We start from the raw sequence: 18,920 nt of genomic DNA on the forward strand, positions 1-18,920 counted from the left end.
CCGCAAAGAAACGTTATGCGTTTTGATGAGGATAGATCATGACTTTGACGCTGGTGTCCTTTTGCGTGCGGGCAAGCTCCACGGCTTCCTCGATCTGATCCAAAGAAAACTGGTGGGTGATGATGTCCCGTATGCGGCTGCCCTTGTTCTGCAGCATCTGAATAGCGGCCGGATACGTATTCGCATAGCGGAACACACCGTATACATCCAGCTCGGCGTCAACCAAAGCGCCGATATCCACCGGAATGGCATCCTTTGCAGGCAAGCCTACAAACACGATGCGGCCCCCGCGGTTCACATAACCGATGGAATCCGCGATGGCCCCGGCATTGCCCGATGTTTCGATGATGAGATCGATTCCCTTGCCGCCCGTAAGTTCGACCAATCGCTGGGGCACGGATTCGTCCATGGGATTAATCACGCCGGAGGCCCCCATCTGAAGGGCCAGATGGCGCCGGTAATCCACGACGTCGCTGCCGAATACCTGTGAGGCTCCGAACATTTTGGCTGCCTCCATGGCAAGCAGGCCGATCGGGCCCAAACCGAGCACCAGCACCCGGTCCTCCGGCCGGATACGCCCGCGGCGTACGGCATGAAGGCCAACGGACAGCGGCTCAAGCAATGCGCCCTCCTCGAAGGACATTTCATCCGGCAGCCGGAACAGGAAGTCGCTGCGAACCGCAACGTATTCGGCCCAGGCACCGTCAACCGGAGGAGTCGCCATGAACACCACGTCCGGGCACAGGTTGTAGCGTCCGCTTTTGCAATAGGCGCATCGCCCGCACGTAACGCCCGGCTCCACGGCCACGCGGTCACCGACGGAGACATTTGTCACCTTCTCCCCCGTTTTCACAACGACTCCAGCCAGCTCATGTCCCAGAATCAACGGCTCCTTCACCTCATACCTTCCGATCCGTCCATGCTCATAATAATGCACGTCCGAACCGCAGATGCCGATGCAATACACCTGAATCAAGGCTTCATCCGGCTTCGGCTCCGGAATGGGCACCTGCTTCACCCCAATGGATAAAGGACGATCAAGAACGGCGGCAGACATCAAATTAGGCTGCGACAAGCTGCATTCACCTCTCATTTTAAGAAATCGCTTACCCACTTAGTTTACACGATAAACTATCGCTTCATAAGGGTTTAAGGTGAATTGGCCGAAACTCCGGTCCGACCGCTCGTAATTGGTGAGCACCACTTCCGGATGACGGCCGCTCCATTCCGCTGGAAACTGAAACTTCGGCGTCCTGCCGTAAAAGTTCAATACGATCAGATATACCTCGTTCCCTAATGATCTGGAATAAGCGAAGATCTCCGGATGCTCCTCCAGCACGGCTTCGTATTTTCCGTAGATCAGCACCTCGGTGGACTTGCGCAGACGGATCAAGGCCTTATAGTAATTCAGAATGGAATCGGGATCGGCCAGCTGATGCTCCACGCTGATCTCATGATAATTCGGATTGGACCGAATCCACGGCACGACGGATGAGAAACCGCCATAAAGCGTGTCATCCCACTGCATCGGCGTTCTTGCATTGTCCCGGGCCCGGTACGCGATTCTGCGCATCGTCTCGGACACGTCTTTTCCGTCCAACAGCCGCTCGCGGTAATAATTGTAGATCTCCACGTCCCGATAATCGCTCAGCTCCGGAAACTCGACATTCGTCATCCCGATTTCCTGCCCCTGGTAAATGAACGGCGTCCCTTGCATCAGCATAAAAAAAGTAGCCAGCATCTTGGCCGATTCCTTATGATAGTGGACCGGATCGCCAAAACGGGATACGGAGCGCGGCTGATCATGGTTCTCCATATAGAGAGCGTTCCAGCCTGTCCCTTCCAGGCCCGTCTGCCATTTATGCATGATCTGCTTCAATTCGGCCAAGTCCCAGACGGCGTAATCCCAGCGCCCTTCAAGTCCGAAATCGAGATTGACGTGCTCAAATTGAAAAATCATGTTCAGCGCCCCGTTCTCCTCCCCGATCCAGCGGTCTGCTTCGGCGATCGGAATGCCGCTGGCTTCGCCCACCGTCATAATGTCATAATCGGCGAACGCTTCGCGTTTGAATTGCTGAAGAAATTCATGGATTCCCGCGATATTCCGGTGACCGGGATTTGAATCGACATATCGAAGGTTGTTTGGATTCGGCATGTCGGGCAAACCCGGCAGCTTCTTAATATGGGTGATCGCGTCCACGCGAAAGCCGTCGATCCCTTTATCCAGCCACCAGCGGATCATCCGCACCAGCTCTTCCCGGACCGCCGGATTCTCCATATTTAGATCAGGCTGCTTTTTCGAATAGAGATGGAGATAATATTGACCCGTTAATTCGTCGTACTCCCAAGCGGAACCGGTGAACACCGATTCCCAATTGTTCGGCTCGGCCCCGTCCCTCGGGTCCCGCCAGATGTAATAATCCCGCTTCGGATTCGTTCGGGAGGAGCGGGCTTCCATAAACCACGGATGTTCATCCGAGGTATGATTAAGCACCAGATCCATGATAAGGCGCATGCCGCGCTTATGGATTTCGGCCAGCAGCCGGTCGAAGTCGGCCATCGAGCCGAATTCCGTCATAATATCCTGATAATCGCTGATATCATAGCCGTTGTCGTTATTGGAGGATCGATAGATAGGGCATACCCATATGACGTCAATCCCGAGATCCTTCAAATAATCCAGACGGGATATCACCCCTTGCAGATCCCCGATGCCGTCTTCATTCGAATCCATGAAACTGCGCGGATAGATCTCATACGCAACGGCTTCTTTCCACCATGCTTTCCGCATTGCCTGATCCCCCGTTTACAATCAAAATGCTGCCCATCGCGGTATACGGACATTAGTCGTTTATACATTCTTATGAACCGACTCCTGCCTAAGCCGCAGTCTGTGGCAGCATACAGTATTGCCGTTTAAACGATCATATAAGCCTGATAACCATAGAATGGCCATGCCGCGGGGATATGCGGCACAGCCATTCTAAGTCTATCCTCTCACGTATTTACCGGTCAGGGAGTGTTCAGCCGCGATCAGTTCGGCGGGCGTTCCTTCGAATATGACCCTCCCTCCCCTGCTGCCGCCTTCGGGCCCGAGATCGATGATCCAGTCCGCCTGACGGATTACGTCCAGATTGTGCTCGATCACGATCACCGAGCTACCGTTATCGACGAGCCGATTCATCATGTCCAGCAGATGCCCGACATCCGACATATGCAGCCCCGTCGTCGGCTCGTCCATGACGTAAATCTGCCCCTGCTTGTGCAGCTCGCTGGCCAGCTTGATGCGCTGGCTTTCGCCCCCGGACAGGGTGCTCAGCGGCTGTCCGAGGGTCAGATAGTGCAGGCCCACGTCATGCAATGCTTCCAGCCGCCGCTTGATTTCTTTTTTCTCGAAAAAATGCAGCGCCTGCAGCACCGTCATGTCCAGCACCTCGGTGATCATTTTTCCATGGAGCTTGTACTGGAGCACATCATCCTTAAAACGTCTGCCGTCACAGGTATCGCACGGCGACTTGATGCCTTCCATGAAAGCCAGGTCCGTATAGATGAAACCGAGCCCGTGGCAGTCGGGGCAGGCCCCTTTGGAATTGAAGCTGAACAGGGACGGACTCTGGCCGTTCGCCTTGGCGAACATGCTCCGGATGTCATCCATGATCCCCGTGTAGGTGGCAGGGTTGGAACGGATCGAGGCGCTGACGGCAGACTGGTCGATGACAACAGCCTCGGGATGCTGGGACAGGAAGGCATGGTGAATGAGCGAGCTCTTTCCTGATCCCGCTACGCCCGTGACCACGGTCAATACGCCTACCGGGATATCCACCGTCACATTGTTCAGGTTATGATGATTCGCATTGGCAATGCGCATATGCCCTGTAGGTACGCGAAACTGTTCCTTCATCGGCATCCACCGCTTCATATACCGCCCGGTTAAGGTGGAAGCTTGGTCGCACAGCTGCTCGACCGTCCCTTCGAAGACGATTTCCCCTCCCCGGGTACCGGCATTCGGCCCCACATCCACCACATGATCGGCAATTTCAATCACGTCACGGTCATGCTCCACGACCAGCACGGTGTTACCCTTGTCGCGAAGCTTCCTCAGCATGCCGTTCAGACGGTGAACATCCCGCGGATGCAAGCCCACGCTCGGCTCATCAAAAACATACATCATGTCCGTCAGGCTGCTGCCCAGATGCCGGACCATCTTGACCCGCTGCGACTCGCCTCCGGAGAGCGTGGTCGTCTCCCGGTTCAGCGTCAGGTAATCCAGTCCCATATCCATCAAATGCTGCAGCCGCTCCGCTAAGCTGGCTACCATGCCGGCAGCGATCGGCTCCTTGATATCCAGGATGAACGCTCTTAGGTCCCCGATCTCCATGGCCGCACACTCGGCGATGTTGAATCCGTTGATCCTGCAGCTTAACGCAGCTTGGCTGAGCCGTGTCCCCTCGCATAACGGGCATGTGCCGTGCGTAATGAAATTTTTCACGTGATTGAAGGTTCGTTCGGACAATTCGCTGCTGTCTCGCTGAATATACAGCCGGTTAAATTTCAGCACGAGGCCTTCGAAGTCGGACTGCACCGGACCGCCTTTGGACGGGAAGGTCACTTTTCCCTCCTTGCCGTACAGGAAGAGATCCCATTCCGCTTCGGAATAATCGGCCAACTTCTTGTCGTTATCAAAGAAACCGGACATGGTGTAGTTCTTCATATACCAGCTGTCCACCGAGAAAATCGGAAACCGGACCGCTCCCTCATTCAAGGATTTGGTCGTATCCAGCAGCTTCGTCAGATCCAGCTCCACCTTCTTCCCGATTCCCTGGCATTCCGGACACATGCCCTGCGGATCGTTAAAAGAAAACGCATTGGAGTAACCCACGAATGGCTGCCCCACCCTCGAAAACAGCAGTCGAAGAACGGCGTACAGATCGGTGATCGTGCCGAGCGTGGAACGCGAGTTCCCTCCCAGCCGCTTCTGGTCGATGACGATGGCGGTCGACAAATTCTCGAGCGAGTCCACGTCCGGGCGGCTATGCCGGGGAAGCCGGTTCCGGACAAAAGCGGTGAACGTCTCGTTCAGCAATCGCTGGGCCTCGGAACTGATGGTATCAAACACGATGGACGATTTGCCCGAGCCGGATACGCCGGTAAAGACGGTGATTTTTCGTTTTGGAATTTGGAGCGAAACATTCTTTAGATTATTCTCCCTGGCACCGCGAATGCGGATATATTCTTGCGGCATGGCCGTTCCTCCTTTGTGCCCTGTAGTGCTCCTATTATAAAAGGGCATTCATGACATGTACTGTCATAATGAAGGAAAGCTGCTATGATTCCGGTCGAACCCGCGCCGGGAAAATATCAGAAGGGTTGCCGGCCTATTAATGTTATACTTAGTTTATAATGAGTCAGGGGAAAGAAATGCAACATCCTTCCATTTTTGATTTTGGTTTGCCAATATGCATCCTGTCCATTACAATTTACGGAACATCATCTTTCGAAGATTTCATGATTACAGGAGAGTAATGACGATATGAGCAAAAAAATAGTCGCCATCGATATGGATGATACGATCTGCCATCTGATTCCCAAAGCCATCCATTATCACAATTTGCAGTACAAGGATCCCCAGCTTACGCTCGATCAGATTACCGATTACAACCTGCACCAAATCTGGCATCCTGAATGCTCGGAAGAATTTTTCTTCGGAAAGCCCGGTTTGTATGAAGAGCTCGAACTATTTGACGAATATACGGTTGACGAGGTTCACAGAATGACACATGATTATGATGTCATTGTCGTTACCGCAGCCCGCCCATCCTCGGTGCCCGAGAAATGGAGATGGCTGCAGAGGCATATGCCTTTTATTCCGTTCGAGAATTTTTTCGTGGCCAAGCGCAAGGATTTAGTAGAGTTTGACCTTCTGATTGACGATGGTCCCCATAATGCGATTGCTGCGAGAAAAGCCGGAAAACAGACCATCCTGATTCCGCGCCCATGGAATGCGCATATTCAGCATGAATTTATTCTGAAGGATTCCTGGAAGGGAATGAACGAGTTAGTAGACCGCATGTTATCCGATTCTAATCATCAAGGGGAAATGAAATGAATATAGACCGCAATAGCCGGTACCTGTCGCAAGACATCCATTTTTTCGCTGCCGCGCTTTCGGAAACGCTGGTTTCCGTGTGGGAGGAAGACCCCGCAAGCGTATACGTGGAGATCGAGCGAGGTTACATTGAATGCTACACGCCGGATGTCGTCCGCATCCGCAACGAAGAAACAGGTTATTTGACGCACTACAGCCGTGATACCGCGATGTTTCAGCGGATGTAAAATACGATAAGAGCCGCTTCCCTTGCCGGGAGGCGGCTCTTTTTATTGCCCGATTTACCTTTTTTGCCAAGTTCACCTTTTAGCTGACAAGACAAGAAACAGGGTTGCGAGCGGGCCTAACAACAGTGACAGCAGAAACCAGTTTAATCCCGTTCTGTTCTTTCCTTGGGCCAGCCCGGCATTGATCAGCGCCAGCGTTCCCCATCCCACATAAAATTCGTTATTCATCGTATCCCCTCCGAACCGCATTCTATCTGGCTTAATACGTATGGCGGAATGAATCGTTGCAGGATATGCGCAAAAAGAGCAAGGAATGCTCCCTGCCCTGCGTGGTTATAAAAATCATGGCCCATTCGCTTAAAATGCCGCGATGCGCGGCTCCGGGAAGAAGCCGAAGCTTCCCAGCGTCGGGAAGATGCTCACACTTGCTCCAATTCCCTTAACAGCTGAAATATCTGTCCCCTGTGATGGGACTCATGCTCAATCAGATGATAGATGACCCATTCGGGCGTCACATCGTACGCCTCCAGTCGTCTGGGTCTTCTCCAGTCCGAAAGGTCCATGCCTCGGAAATGGGCAACCAGTTCCTGACGAACCTTGTGCATACGGTGGAGATGCTCAGCGAGCGGCTGATCCGGCACTTCGGAAAGACGGTTATCCTCCGTACGGTGATCCCAGGGGAAACATGCCTTTATTTTCGGGTCCCAATCGGATTCAAGCACCTCGACGTACAGCCAGTCCGCTTCGATTAAGGCAATATGGTATAGCAGTGAACCGATGGATTGCCGGCCGGCCGCCTTATGATTCAGATGCTCATATGGGATCCCAGCCAGCCGTTTCAATATCGTCCGCCGCACGTCCTCAAGTCCCCATATCCAGCGGCCGATCTCCGGCTCAAACCCAGGCAGCGCCTCAACGGTCAACGTTTTCCTTTGCAAGTCTTTCACGCTCCCTCTCATGATCTCATGCACTTTAGGATAACAGGCGGGAGACGCAGGCTACAAGGTAACGTTCGGTTTAGACCAAAATGATCCTGGGGCCCATTGCAGCCGTTCTTACTTCTTTCTGGTCGCAATCGCCTCTGCCGTTTGTTTAACGGCCTGATGCCCGAATACGGCGAACGCTCCCGCAAGGATGCCTTGGATGATATTCTCCACGCTCCAGCCGATCAAGCCGGTTGTCAACAGGATGGATACGACCATAACCACATATACGATGCTCCAATTCGGAACCTTAGGCGTTTGCTTCAGCACGTATCCGATCACCCAACAAGCGGCAACGACCATGAACAGCCGCGGATCGATCAGTTGAAAAATGACGCTCCATTCCATGACAAACCCACCCTTTCCATTCATTTTCTACATCCTATTCCTAGAGCCTATCGATCGGCTTGTACTTATATCCTTATTCCCGCAGGCAAAATAATAGAATCTGCCGATGGAATTCATGATAGGTTCATGGATGGGCAGACGAAACGCCAATCGCCTATTTCCGGGTGGAGGGAATACAAGAAGGTATTCTTTGAAGTGGCGTTGAAACTAAAAGTCATTGCCTGCCGCTTCAATGATCCCGCAGATCCAATCGGTCAACCGCCGATCCTTCTCTTCCTGACTGCAGTCCGTTGGCAAGGCAAGGTAGTGCTGATGCTCGGGAATCCGGGGTATCCCCTTCTTCATGACGGCATCCGCCCTGGTATCATTTTGGTATTCTATAAAACGAAGATCCCTTCCGTCCAATGTCTGATAGGCATAACAGCTGTACTCGATTTCGTCGATGACGGTCCAGTGATGTCCCTGCCTCCTGGGATTGCACAACACATGCGTACCCTTTAGCTTGTTCAATGAGTACAGAAAGCCTTGCAGCTGGGCTTCCGTTATGTGGTAGTCATCCAAGTAATACCGCTGCGAGACTCTGTCCGCATTCGTGTCGATGATCTGATAGTTTAGAATAAACGCAGCCCCTTTGCGCAGCACCGGATCGAAGTAATCCTTCTGTATCCGCCCCTTATGACGGGAAAGGCGATCTGACACCAGATCATCCATGTTGCTATGGTCCAGGTTATGACCGAAAGTGATCAAGAACTTGCGATTCTTCATGCAGAACTCTCCCTTATATGACCGATATAATTCCAGTATATTCCACCCATTATTATACAAAACAAGGCAGCCTCCTCACCAACGGAAGCTGCCTTGCTCATAAACCTGTTCAAACATCCCCAATTCCAAACCACATTGAATGTTATACCTTGCTAACCTCGGCTTCATCCGCTACCGCGGCCTCGGTCTCGGTCGTGGACTGACCCTGCCATAACAGCTGCATCTCTTCGCTCGTGGCGAGCAGCTCCGCCAAGCTTCCCTCCGCTTCGATCCGTCCATCCTTCATGACGATGATATGATCGGCCTTGGACAGAGCCGCCCTGCGGTGCGATACTGCAATGCAGGTGACGTCACGCTCCTTGAACATTCCCTCCCATACCAGCTGCTCCGTCTCCACGTCCAGCGCGCTGGACAGATCGTCAAAGATGTACAGATCAGCGCCGGTCATCAGCATGCGCGCCGTGGCCGCGCGCTGGATCTGTCCCCCCGACAGCATGACGCCTCTCGGGCCGACAAACGTCTCCAGCCCTTGATCCAGATTCTCGATGTCCTTCTCCATGACGGCCAGCCGGACGGCCCGTTCCAGCGCTTCCTCGGCCCGCTCTTTCTTCCCTTGCACGATGTTCTCTCTCAAAGGATCGCTGAACAGCCTTGGAACCTGCGGGGTATAAGCCGCCCGAGGGGGCATCAGGAAGGTAGCCGGATCGACTTCTTCCCCGTTCCAGCGAATCGTGCCCCCCTGCTTGGGCAGCAGCCCCAGCAGGGTCCGGACAAGCGTCGATTTCCCGGCCCCGATTCGGCCGGTCACCACCAGAAACTTGCCGCGCTCCAGGCGGAAGTTGATATTCGATATCCCATTCTCCGAATTCGGATAATGATAGGATAAATTCTTTACCTCCAGCTCCTTGAGCTTCTCCCCCGGCTCCCTGCGAATGAGAGGCAGTTCCGGAGGATCTTCGTTCAGATACGTTTCCCTCGCCTCAATAATCCGGTCCTCCTCGCCGGGGCGGAACAGCGAGCGCATACGGTCAAAGGAAACCTTCAGCCGTTTGTGCTGGAACACCATATATCCGAACAAGGAAATGCTGAACCCGATATTGGCCAGGTACGTCGTAAACAACGCAAAATCACCGACGGTGAAATGTCCGGCCTGCATCTCGGTTGCGCACATCAACAGGATCAGTCCCGTACAAATGCTCAGCACATGCTGGTTCAGGGACCGCATCCATTGTTTGAACAGATTATCCTTCAGCGCTGCCTGCCGGCGGTCCTCATTCAGCTTCGTGAAGCGTTCATGGACATGATCCTCGGCCTGCCCGAGCTTCAAGGCTTGAACCGCGCCGAAGGTTTCGGCAATGAAGCTGGTGATGCGCCCCGTAGCTTCCCGGTTCTTCAGGCCGTAACGCCGTGCGCGGTTGCCGGATAAATTGTTCAGGAGCGTGACCACCACGAGCGGCAGCACGGCCACCAGCATGATTTTCCAGTTAATGCTTGCCATGATGACAACAGATACGAGCGCAAAAACAAGGCGTCCCCAAAAATCCACCCAGGACTCCACGTATTCCACCACTTCATCCACGTCATCGCGGAAGCGACTCATCGCCTCCCCTGGAGAAGCCGGCAAATTCCGTCCCGGCCAGCGCATGATCCCCGCCAGCATGTTGGTGCGCAAGATAGCCTGGATATGATAAATATACGTTACCCATTGATAGAAGGCTGCAAAGAACGTCCCCACCCGCGCGACCCTTACAACGGCAATAAAAATCAAAGGAACGGCCAGCCATACATAATCCGTGGAATTCGATGTGGCCCGGTCGAAAAACCACTGCATTCCGAGCCCGATCAATAACGGCAGCGAATGAAAGATGCACCACAATAAACCGTTGATTAAAAATAATGAGGGCCTAAATCGAAACAGCCGCCCTATAAAACCCGTGATGGTCACGCCAGCTCCTCCTCTCTGCCTGTGCTCAGCAGTCTCGCATAATGCGATGCCGGATCTAACGCAAGTGCTTCCCGTGCGCCGAATTCCAGAATTCGTCCGTCACCCAGCACCATGATTTTATCCACCTGCTCCAGGGTAGCCAGCCGATGCGCGATGATGATGCCCGTACAACTGCTCATCAGCTGATCGACGGCTGCCTGCAGCATGGTCTCCGTTGCGGCGTCCAAGCGGGAAGAGGGTTCATCCAGAATCACCAGGCTCGGCTGCGTCAAAAATACCCGGGTTAACGCAAACAGCTGCGCTTCCCCGGCGGACAACGAGGCCCCGCCTGTGGTCAGATGCGTATCCAGACCTTCCGGCTGCGCATCGATCCACTGCCGAAGCCCGAGACGCTCCGTCGTTTCCAGGATGAATTCGTCCGACACGCCGTGATCGAACAGCGTCAGGTTGTCGCGCAGCGAGCCGTCGAACAGCTGCACATCCTGCGTAACCATCCCCACCCGGCGGTAAAGCGCCGGCAGCTTCAGCTTCGTGATATCCGTGCCTCCGACGCGGATGACCCCGCTGTCGATGTTATACAGCCGAAGCAGAATGCGGCTGAGACTCGACTTCCCGCTGCCGGTACGTCCGATGATCCCCAGGCGTTCACCCGGCTTCACTTCGAAGTTAATGTCCTTTAATACCGGTTTATCCGCGTTGTAACTGAAGTTGACGCCCTCAAACTCCAAACCGAGCGCGCCTTCGGGCAGCTCTTCCTGCTCCCCGTCCACGATCTCGCTCTTGTTGGACAGCAGCTCTCTGGAGCGCAGCATGCCGGATTTCGCTTTCTGGAACTCCTGCACTTGGTCGCCCAGCATCTCGATCGGATCGTTTAACATCTGCGTATATTGATAGATCAGGAACAGGGTTCCCAGCGTAATTTCATCGATCAAATAATAGCGTACCCCCAGTAACAGGACTGCGGTAACCGCTAGGGCAAACAGGATCACCGTGGTGTTCCAGGGTACGACGCGGAGCATCCAGGCTTTTCTCCCCTTCAGGAACACGCTGCGCATCAAGCGGTGAAACCGGTTCATGACGTACGGCACGTTGCCGTTCGCCTGAACATCCTCGATGCCGGCGATGCGTTCCTCAATCAATCCGAACAGCGAAGCGCTGGCTTCCCGTTCGTTCTTGGAGGAATTGACGCCCATATTCCGGATGAACACCATGAACAGAATGGACAGCAGCGTGAACACCGTCATCACGATCGCGATGGGCAAATTGACCGTAAACATGAATCCCAATATGCCGGCAAGCAGCACGAAGCTGCCGATCACCTGCACGATGAACATCGCAAAGAAATTCGAGATATTCGTCACGTCTCCGTCAATCCGCTCAATCATCTCGCCGGGCGTTTTCACATTATGAAACCGCATATCCAGCCGTAAGCAATGCTTCAAAAGATCGCCGCGGAGCCGGTTCGTCGCGCGCCATGAAATATCATTCCCCAGATAACTGACAGCTACGGTAATCAGCTGGTTCAACACAGCCACGACCAGGAATAATCCCGCAAGCTGGATCAGCGTGGCTATCACGCCTCCGCCGGCTGCCGTGTCGATAAAGCGCTTGACAATCTGCGGATTCAGCAGCTGCAAGCCGGTCGACGTCAGCAGCATGGCCAGCAGCAGGATCAGCCGTCCTTTTACCGGCTTCAAATACCGCAGCAGCCATGACATGGATACCTTTTCTTTTTTGGGCACAGTGCCCACCCCCATATGCAAGCAAGTATGTACGGACCGTCATCCCCCAAACACAGGCATGCCCGGCAGTAAATCATTACCAGTCTACATGAAAACCCCGATCATTCCTAGGTAAAGAATAATTATAATGTGATGATCGTTTATTCTTAAGTGCATAAAGAATAAACCGCACAACTGCACGGCCTCTCTGCGATTATATACAATTGAAGGAGCCTCTTCCGTCTTTTCTTCCTATATAAATCTAGCGAGTCAATACCCGCTTCAAAAAAAAGCGAATCCGATAATTCAGCATACTCGTATATGTATAATAGAGTGACGTGCAACTTTTTGGAGGTGGGCATAATGAATACTGGGATCAGTGGATTAGACGGACTGGATGAAGAGAAGCTATCAGAAATTCGCGAAAATGCCGCAAGGCTCTCGGACATGAAACAAGAGGTGCCCGTGGAAGAACTGTTCTCGGAATCATTTATTCAAAGACATACGAAGTTTTCTTCCATCGATCACTTGCTGAAGGCCGCTGGATACGAGGGAAGCACCGATGAAGATTTTGACGAATTCATACAAGGTCGCACGATTAACCCGTTTATCGTTGAGCATACCCCATTTCGCAGCTGGCAGGATTTTCAGGAATTAGCCGTATCCGCTTATATTACGAAATGGCTGGGATTGTAAATATTCCATCAGTACCGTACCCCGGGTCTTTCCTCTAATAAGGGAAGACAACCAAAGAAGCCCCTCTAACCGATGTTAGAGGGGCTTCTGATATATTTTTTTAAAAGGGGTGCTTTTATCTTATGCCCCAAATATTAAGGGAAGCTTAAATTACGATTAAAGAGACATAAATTGTTCAACATGAACGCGTCCTTGTGCATCTGCATCAAGATACGGCGAGGAAGGCACTTCATCTAAAAGCCACCGGACTCGAGTCTATTCGGTCGTCACCGTAGCCGTCTTGGTCTTGTTATCCCATCCCACCTTGGCGCCTAATGCCTCACCGATGGCCCGGAGCGGTACATAGGTCACGCCATTCTCCAGCTTGCCATCTTCGATCTGCTTACCGTTTACAATGACATTGACCTTATCGCTCACCGCAGCAGCCCCCTCTTTCTTCTGAAGTCCCAGGTATTTGGCAATGCCGTTGACATGGCCTCTCGCCAGAGCGTCCAGCACGTCCGGCCGTTTCAGCTTGGCTGCATCCGCTGCCACATCGATAAACAGATTCTCGGTCAACACCGCAGGCATTTTAGATTCACGGACCATATGCAGGTTAGCCGCCTTCTGTCCTCGATCACTTGCCCCGTAGGATGTAATCGCGCTCATGACCTCCGAATGAATAACATTCTGGAGTTTTACCGAACCAGGGCTTGCGGAGGTATATCGATATGACTCGAAGCCCCCTGCACCGCCGCCTGCGTTACAGTGGATGCTTACCAGGACATCGGCACCGGCGGCGTTTGCCTTATCGGTCCGTTCCGCCAATTCCAGAAACACGTCGGAAGATCGGGAGAGGAATACCTGAACGCCGTCGTATTCGGCCTCCAATCGTTTTTTCACGGCCAGGGACAACGCTAATACGATATCCTTTTCCTGCAGCCCGTTTCCGGTGGCTCCGGCATCCTTTCCGCCATGTCCTGCGTCAATCCAAACCTTTTTCACGATCGTTCACCGCCTTTGTAGGTTGTTGAACAGCCTGGTGGCTAAATACAGCGAAGTGGGCCGCGTCCCTTCCTTCCGCTCATGCTTCCACGTTTACTAGGCAAGGCAACTATAGATCCTACTGCAAGGACGAGTATAATATATAAGATACTCCAATGGGGTACGGTCGGTGTTTGCTGGAGCCTATATCGAATGGCCCGGTTACGGTTTTGAGCTGACCTCTTGTGCCCCAGGCCCAAGCTTCATTTCATCCGGAATCCCTGATATTATGCATACAATGGAACTTTCCCGGAGATTGCCTTCATGTTTGGCTAGGCGGTGATTTCTTCCGTGTTACTTCTATTCTAACCGATCGGAGACGGGTTATATGTCTGGATTTGTACTTATCGTGTTCGCTACAGCTCTTATCATTCGTGGTGTCATGAGGATGCGCAAACCCACATGGGGGTCCTTATATAAAATGTGGAGCATAAAGTATGGGTCGGAGCCTGATTCCGACTACATTCGCTATATAAAATCCAGCGGGATTCTTCTGGTGGTTCTGGGATCAATCGTACTCGTATTCGGTATCCTGATGGTTATATTTTGAGCCCCATTACTGATCATCCCTTTAGAATTTAAAAAGCCCTGCCGACATGAGTCGGCAGGGCTTTTTGTTGCGAAGAGAAACGAAATTATACCCAGAAAGAAGCAGTAATGATAACCAACAAGATGAAGAGAACAAGAATCGCTCCGACAGAGTTATACCCACCGTATCCAACTTCGCCCATGAGATTCCCTCCTTTGCTTACGATACGATATAACGTATTCAAAATTTCATGAAGTGTCAGGGCGCATGTACTGCTCATAGACAAAAAATACCCCCGTCAGCCTCTGCCAGCGATCCAAATGTCACTCGGCGACGATATTTCCTGTCCAGTCAGGCGGTAACAACTTATTTTCAATCCAGGTAAATCAAATTTGGCACGATACGTATATAAACAAGCTCGGCAATTAGCTCTATCACGGTTTGAGTGACGATTACCGCTGCTGCAATCGTAGCCATTTCCTCAGGCAGGGTAAGTGCTAAAGGAAGAACGACTAATGAATTCCGTGTCCCTGCACTAAATATAAGCGCTCTCCCATCCTCGGGTCCGATTCGAAAAAACGCCGAAGTCGCCCGTGAAATAAACGGCGTCATGATATGGAATAGAACATAAATGGGAATAACCGCTATGATAACGCTAAGATCTTCATACACCCTCCCGATTTGTGAAGCAATGACTACAAAAAGAACGATTGCCATAAAGGGTACTGGGAGCCATGCGGTTAATTGCAACGATTTTGAACCCTTGGCACTTTTCTTGGCCCAGAACTGTGCAGCCAAAGCAAGAAGCAACGGGACGATAATCAAGAAGATAAATGCCTCGACAAATGGGCCCACCCTGACCATTTCTGCTGCTACCGAGCCAAGGGAAAGCCACAAGTAAAACGGAAGCATAATCATTTGTACTACAAAAAGGATCGGTGTGGACGCAAGAATCAATCGCTCATTCCCTTTCCCTAACTGTGTAAAAACAATAACATAATCAATGCATGGCGTCAGAAGCACAAGGCAAACACCAAGTAAAACGGGAGCCGGTTGAGGAAATACCAAGGTTAGAATAAAGACGAGAACCGGTGTCAGAACAAAATTCACAAGCAATAAAGCTCCTATAAAACGCCCGTTGGATAAAGCCTCCCTCAGCTTAAGGAATGGAATTTGACAAAACATGCTGAAAAGAAGAATGGCAATCATGAATGATATGGCAGGCTCAACAAACATGCCTATGGCGGGACTTAATAAGCCCATTACTGCACCTAATATCAAGGCTGCTGCATAAACGCCTATTTGATTCTTCTCTACACTCTCCAGTCTAAGCATCTGTCCACGCTCCACTTTTTTATCCGAATTATATCACGGGACCAGCACGGCACTGCCAAATACCGCTTTTGGGGGGCCGCGCTGCTATCAGCCATATGGAGAATATGCACACCCATCTCTGAAAGGGTTCCTAACGTTGATTGTTCTCTTTGCGTTCAATTTCGTACCAAACTTTTTATTTATATCATATTAGGTCTAATACTATCACCTATGATTGATAGCGCCATTATAAGAGGTTTAATCTGAAAGGGGCAGTCCAAGACGATATCCATGTCTTAGCTTACCGCTTGTCTTAAGTTATAGGCCCTAGCCCATTTTCGAATCGTTTAATTAGGCAGCAGCATAGGATAATCGGAAAATGATGAAACGATAAAAGGAGAATGAACATGTACCGCGATCCATGTTACCCTTATCAAGTGTTTGATCCGAGATATCAATACTGGAACGATTACAACCGGCTTCATAACTTGAATCCTCATTATTTCAGTTGGTATGATGCCCGTTGGAATCGTGATGATGAAGATATTCAAATAACGGATTATGGGCGAGGACCACTTGTACTGAATATTGATCAAGCTGCGAAACAGAACAATACGTACCGAACCGCTTTATGGACAGGGGAGCACTTACAAGTGACCCTAATGAGCATTCCTGTTGGAGATGACATTGGATTAGAGGTCCACCCCACAACCGACCAATTCATACGCATTGAACAAGGTCAAGGACTTGTTCAAATGGGCGATAGCAAACATAATTTAGATTTTCAACAAATGGCCTATGATGGCTATGCCATCATGATACCTGCTGGAAAATGGCACAATGTAACCAATATGGGCAGCGTACCGCTAAAAGTATATGTGATATATGCCCCTCCAGAGCATCCATTTGGCACGGTCCACGAAACAAAAGCAGAGGCCATGTCTGCTGATTAGAATTTGTTATTCTTAGGATTTTGCTAATTTATATGCCGTTAGAAAACTGAAGCCCGTCAGCTTAATGCTGGCGGGCTAAAGTGTTATACTAAAAATATATAACGAGACTAAAAAACATAAACAACACGAAATGATGGATAAGAACAGTTTGCTATCTTCACTTTCCCCTCTTTTCACTCCTACAATGTGCATTAGGTATCCGGCACTTACAGACAGCGTTACAAACCCTAAATATAACGTTTTGTGAGAACTGAACCAAACGCATATAACAAAAATAAAGGCTATCCACGTGAATATATATCTCAAAGCTTTAAATGGTCTATCGCCCAAAATATCACCTCAAGAAAAAGTTGCATTCACCTTCTGTACCAACCATTCCATCAATTTATTTCATATCATATCACGCTCCTTCGAAGAAATAAAAAAAACCGCTCCAGGAGGGAACGACTTCCGTTTACATAAAATCATTTTAACGAGGTTAGCGTTTTATGACATAAGGTGACGTATTTGAGGTCTATACTGGATGGTAGATTAACGTAACGAAAGGAGCAATAAATCATGGCACGAAGAATAATTTTAGATTTAGCGGTTACTTTGGATGGTTTTATTGAAGGAAAACATGGTGAAGTTGATTGGTGCATTATGGACTCTGAAATGGGGTTTAATCATTTTTTAAATCAAATCGATACCATTTTGTATGGAAGAAAAAGCTATGATTTATGGGGACAATTCACTCCGGAAATTGGACATGCGGATTCTGAAAAAGAGTTTTGGGAATTGGTTCATAGTAAAGAAAAGTATGTGTTTTCCAGGACGCAAAAGGGGAGTGATCATAAAGCAATATTCATAAATGATCGCATTCTTGAAGAAGTAAATAAATTAAAGAATAAGCCTGGTAAAGACATCTGGCTGTACGGAGGGGCAAGTCTTATTACGACTTTTATCAATTTGGGACTTGTTGATGAATATCGATTATCCGTTCACCCTGTCGTTTTGGGAGAAGGAAAACCGCTGTTTGTGGATATAAAACAGAGGTTGAATTTAAAAATGGTGAATACAAGAACGTTCTCCTCAGGCGTTGTGCAACTAATTTATCATTTTGATGGGAACGAATAATATTGCGCATTCGCCAACACGTACAAATAACGGCCCGGTTCCCGAATGACGGAAAACCGCGCCGTTATTGACTTTATGAAGATGCTGGTGAAGGGAATTGAACCCCCGACCTACGCATTACGAGTGCGTTGCTCTACCCCTGAGCTACACCAGCACATGTGGTTCGATGACATTCCTCACGAAACAACAAAAATTATTATAATACTTCGGCAGCAAAATGCAAGCCCTATTCTAACGGGAATATCCACCGAATTTGGCGGCATTACCCGCCTAATTTCTCCTGCACGGATTGAATCTTCTGTTTGCTCGAGGAGACCTGGTCCCTGCGGTCGTCAATTTTAACGGAAGTCGATACGCGCTTTGCCCCGGACAGAAAAGGCGCTTCATGCAAAGCCTCAATCGCCCGCCAGATCATGTTAAGCTCTCCCTCGATGATCGTGCTCATCGATGTCAGCTCATAGGAAATCCCTTCCTGCTGTTTCAATATTCGCTGCATCTCGGCGACATAAGCGCTTAAACTCGTGGTTGCGGTTCCGATCAGAATCACCGTTACCTCTGCTATTGCCATCTGAACAACCTCCCTCGTCATATCTCAATCATGCGATGCTCTTCCATTTTCCAATTCCGGATACGGATATCATACCAATTTCGGTCCGCCATATCAAAGCCCTTCAGTTTTAGCTTCACACAAGATATAGTGTATCCTTCCCGCCTCATCCATACGGTAATATCCTATTTTGTCAAAACGAGAATATACGCGGTATCTGCGCAGAAAAGGTCGCATTTGGTCACAATCCAGGAAATCTTATCGCCTTTTGACAGTTTCTTAACTGGCACAATGACCGCTCGTTTGCTATAATTCTTTTTGCGTTCAATTTTAAGAATATGGTTTACAAACACAATATATTGGGTTAAATTAGATTAACAACAACCAAATATAGTGTATATAGGTGCCGGATCAACCCATAAGGCAGTCCGGCTTAATAGGGAAGCATGGTGTAAATCCATCACGGTCCCGCCACTGTAAGGGCTCTTAGGCTGTTCATCATTATTTTTCAGCCATCCTCATACGGCATAGCCGCCGAAGAATCGGATCAAGGTTTTCGGGAGGCACCGTCGTGAGGCAGAAGCCCGAGTCAGAGACCTGCCTATATGCAGCAGACACCAACCTACGGGGCTTTAGGTAAGTGTTCG

General features: G+C 50.4%; 18 protein-coding genes, 1 tRNA gene and 1 riboswitch. Of the genes, 5 read left to right on the forward strand and 14 right to left on the reverse strand.

What is annotated here, in order from left to right:
* Positions 1-13: 13 nt before the first annotated feature.
* The 3 genes from RB298_RS16710 to RB298_RS16720 form a co-directional block, all read right to left on the reverse strand.
* Positions 14-1,075 carry an NAD(P)-dependent alcohol dehydrogenase gene (locus tag RB298_RS16710; protein WP_486047622.1) on the reverse strand — a complete coding sequence of 354 codons (1,062 nt, stop codon included), beginning with the start codon at positions 1,073-1,075 and terminating at the stop codon, positions 14-16.
* Between the two features lie 39 nt (positions 1,076-1,114).
* A complete protein-coding gene (locus RB298_RS16715; protein ID WP_486047623.1) occupies positions 1,115-2,791 on the reverse strand; it encodes a glycoside hydrolase family 13 protein in 1,677 nt (558 codons plus the stop codon).
* A gap of 198 nt (positions 2,792-2,989) precedes the next feature.
* Positions 2,990-5,242 carry an ATP-binding cassette domain-containing protein gene (locus RB298_RS16720; protein ID WP_096774617.1) on the reverse strand — a complete coding sequence of 751 codons (2,253 nt, stop codon included), beginning with the start codon at positions 5,240-5,242 and terminating at the stop codon, positions 2,990-2,992.
* Between the two features lie 288 nt (positions 5,243-5,530).
* Between RB298_RS16720 and RB298_RS16725 the strand changes: the two genes are divergently transcribed.
* Positions 5,531-6,106 (forward strand): 5' nucleotidase, NT5C type, encoded by a 576-nt coding sequence (locus RB298_RS16725; protein ID WP_486047624.1) that lies wholly within the window; start codon positions 5,531-5,533, stop codon positions 6,104-6,106.
* Positions 6,103-6,333, forward strand: a complete 231-nt coding sequence (locus RB298_RS16730; RefSeq protein ID WP_009591802.1) for a hypothetical protein — start codon at positions 6,103-6,105, stop codon at positions 6,331-6,333. Before RB298_RS16725 ends, RB298_RS16730 begins: the two co-directional genes overlap by 4 nt.
* A 72-nt stretch (positions 6,334-6,405) precedes the next feature.
* On the opposite strand, the gene RB298_RS16735 is transcribed toward RB298_RS16730, so the two are convergent.
* From RB298_RS16735 to RB298_RS16760, 6 genes are all read right to left on the reverse strand, one after another.
* On the reverse strand, positions 6,406-6,561 hold the full coding sequence (locus RB298_RS16735) for a hypothetical protein (protein ID WP_006208027.1): 156 nt from the start codon (positions 6,559-6,561) through the stop codon (positions 6,406-6,408).
* Positions 6,562-6,752: 191 nt separating this feature from the next.
* Complete coding sequence (locus RB298_RS16740) at positions 6,753-7,271, reverse strand: DinB family protein (protein ID WP_486047625.1); 519 nt, start codon at positions 7,269-7,271, stop codon at positions 6,753-6,755.
* A 117-nt stretch (positions 7,272-7,388) separates the two neighbouring features.
* Positions 7,389-7,688, reverse strand: coding sequence for a phage holin family protein (locus RB298_RS16745; RefSeq protein WP_009591821.1), 300 nt, complete (start codon positions 7,686-7,688; stop codon positions 7,389-7,391).
* A 183-nt stretch (positions 7,689-7,871) separates the two neighbouring features.
* Positions 7,872-8,429 carry a hypothetical protein gene (locus RB298_RS16750; RefSeq protein ID WP_486047626.1) on the reverse strand — a complete coding sequence of 186 codons (558 nt, stop codon included), beginning with the start codon at positions 8,427-8,429 and terminating at the stop codon, positions 7,872-7,874.
* A gap of 142 nt (positions 8,430-8,571) precedes the next feature.
* A complete protein-coding gene (locus tag RB298_RS16755; protein WP_486047627.1) occupies positions 8,572-10,374 on the reverse strand; it encodes an ABC transporter ATP-binding protein in 1,803 nt (600 codons plus the stop codon).
* The gene (locus RB298_RS16760; RefSeq protein WP_036664595.1) at positions 10,371-12,116 is read right to left on the reverse strand and encodes an ABC transporter ATP-binding protein; all 1,746 of its coding nucleotides are present in this window, start codon (positions 12,114-12,116) and stop codon (positions 10,371-10,373) included. The genes RB298_RS16755 and RB298_RS16760 overlap by 4 nt, the downstream gene beginning before the upstream one ends.
* Before the next feature lie 342 nt (positions 12,117-12,458).
* Between RB298_RS16760 and RB298_RS16765 the strand changes: the two genes are divergently transcribed.
* Positions 12,459-12,791 (forward strand): hypothetical protein, encoded by a 333-nt coding sequence (locus RB298_RS16765; RefSeq protein WP_009591801.1) that lies wholly within the window; start codon positions 12,459-12,461, stop codon positions 12,789-12,791.
* Positions 12,792-13,046: 255 nt separating this feature from the next.
* Here the strand turns inward: RB298_RS16765 and RB298_RS16770 are convergent, their stop codons facing one another.
* From RB298_RS16770 to RB298_RS16780, 3 genes are all read right to left on the reverse strand, one after another.
* A complete protein-coding gene (locus tag RB298_RS16770; RefSeq protein ID WP_096774621.1) occupies positions 13,047-13,775 on the reverse strand; it encodes an N-acetylmuramoyl-L-alanine amidase in 729 nt (242 codons plus the stop codon).
* A gap of 674 nt (positions 13,776-14,449) precedes the next feature.
* Complete coding sequence (locus RB298_RS16775; RefSeq protein WP_012818867.1) at positions 14,450-14,545, reverse strand: hypothetical protein; 96 nt, start codon at positions 14,543-14,545, stop codon at positions 14,450-14,452.
* A gap of 170 nt (positions 14,546-14,715) precedes the next feature.
* Positions 14,716-15,678, reverse strand: a complete 963-nt coding sequence (locus RB298_RS16780) for an arsenic resistance protein (protein WP_486047628.1) — start codon at positions 15,676-15,678, stop codon at positions 14,716-14,718.
* Positions 15,679-16,064: 386 nt separating this feature from the next.
* On the opposite strand from RB298_RS16780, the gene RB298_RS16785 reads away from it, so the two are divergent.
* Together RB298_RS16785 and RB298_RS16790 are read left to right on the forward strand one after the other, a co-directional pair.
* Entirely contained in the window at positions 16,065-16,610 is a 546-nt protein-coding gene (locus tag RB298_RS16785; RefSeq protein ID WP_277747769.1) for a cupin domain-containing protein, read from the forward strand.
* A 558-nt stretch (positions 16,611-17,168) separates the two neighbouring features.
* Positions 17,169-17,726, forward strand: coding sequence for a dihydrofolate reductase family protein (locus RB298_RS16790; RefSeq protein ID WP_486047629.1), 558 nt, complete (start codon positions 17,169-17,171; stop codon positions 17,724-17,726).
* An 82-nt stretch (positions 17,727-17,808) separates the two neighbouring features.
* Here RB298_RS16790 and RB298_RS16795 read toward each other — a convergent pair.
* Both RB298_RS16795 and RB298_RS16800 read right to left on the reverse strand, forming a co-directional pair.
* Positions 17,809-17,880, reverse strand: a tRNA-Thr gene (locus tag RB298_RS16795).
* 108 nt (positions 17,881-17,988) lie between these two features.
* Positions 17,989-18,294 carry an MTH1187 family thiamine-binding protein gene (locus tag RB298_RS16800; protein ID WP_486047630.1) on the reverse strand — a complete coding sequence of 102 codons (306 nt, stop codon included), beginning with the start codon at positions 18,292-18,294 and terminating at the stop codon, positions 17,989-17,991.
* Positions 18,295-18,657: 363 nt separating this feature from the next.
* A riboswitch (cobalamin riboswitch) is annotated at positions 18,658-18,892 on the forward strand.
* Positions 18,893-18,920 lie beyond the last annotated feature (28 nt).

The sequence above is a fragment of the Priestia sp. BR_2 genome (genome assembly GCF_041954005.1).
Classification (GTDB): Bacteria; Bacillota; Bacilli; order Paenibacillales; family Paenibacillaceae; genus Paenibacillus_AQ; species Paenibacillus_AQ lautus_A.

Excerpts from the sequence above, each read along its gene's own strand:
- RB298_RS16790 (WP_486047629.1), top strand. The coding sequence starts at position 17,169 with ATGGCACGAAGAATAATTTTAGATTTAGCGGTTACTTTGGATGGTTTT.
- RB298_RS16780 (WP_486047628.1), bottom strand. The coding sequence starts at position 15,678 with ATGCTTAGACTGGAGAGTGTAGAGAAGAATCAAATAGGCGTTTATGCA.
- RB298_RS16785 (WP_277747769.1), top strand. The coding sequence starts at position 16,065 with ATGTACCGCGATCCATGTTACCCTTATCAAGTGTTTGATCCGAGATAT.
- RB298_RS16720 (WP_096774617.1), bottom strand. The coding sequence starts at position 5,242 with ATGCCGCAAGAATATATCCGCATTCGCGGTGCCAGGGAGAATAATCTA.
- RB298_RS16725 (WP_486047624.1), top strand. The coding sequence starts at position 5,531 with ATGAGCAAAAAAATAGTCGCCATCGATATGGATGATACGATCTGCCAT.
- RB298_RS16775 (WP_012818867.1), bottom strand. The coding sequence starts at position 14,545 with ATGGGCGAAGTTGGATACGGTGGGTATAACTCTGTCGGAGCGATTCTT.
- RB298_RS16745 (WP_009591821.1), bottom strand. The coding sequence starts at position 7,688 with ATGAATGGAAAGGGTGGGTTTGTCATGGAATGGAGCGTCATTTTTCAA.
- RB298_RS16765 (WP_009591801.1), top strand. The coding sequence starts at position 12,459 with ATGAATACTGGGATCAGTGGATTAGACGGACTGGATGAAGAGAAGCTA.
- RB298_RS16735 (WP_006208027.1), bottom strand. The coding sequence starts at position 6,561 with ATGAATAACGAATTTTATGTGGGATGGGGAACGCTGGCGCTGATCAAT.
- RB298_RS16800 (WP_486047630.1), bottom strand. The coding sequence starts at position 18,294 with ATGGCAATAGCAGAGGTAACGGTGATTCTGATCGGAACCGCAACCACG.
- RB298_RS16715 (WP_486047623.1), bottom strand. The coding sequence starts at position 2,791 with ATGCGGAAAGCATGGTGGAAAGAAGCCGTTGCGTATGAGATCTATCCG.
- RB298_RS16730 (WP_009591802.1), top strand. The coding sequence starts at position 6,103 with ATGAATATAGACCGCAATAGCCGGTACCTGTCGCAAGACATCCATTTT.
- RB298_RS16750 (WP_486047626.1), bottom strand. The coding sequence starts at position 8,429 with ATGAAGAATCGCAAGTTCTTGATCACTTTCGGTCATAACCTGGACCAT.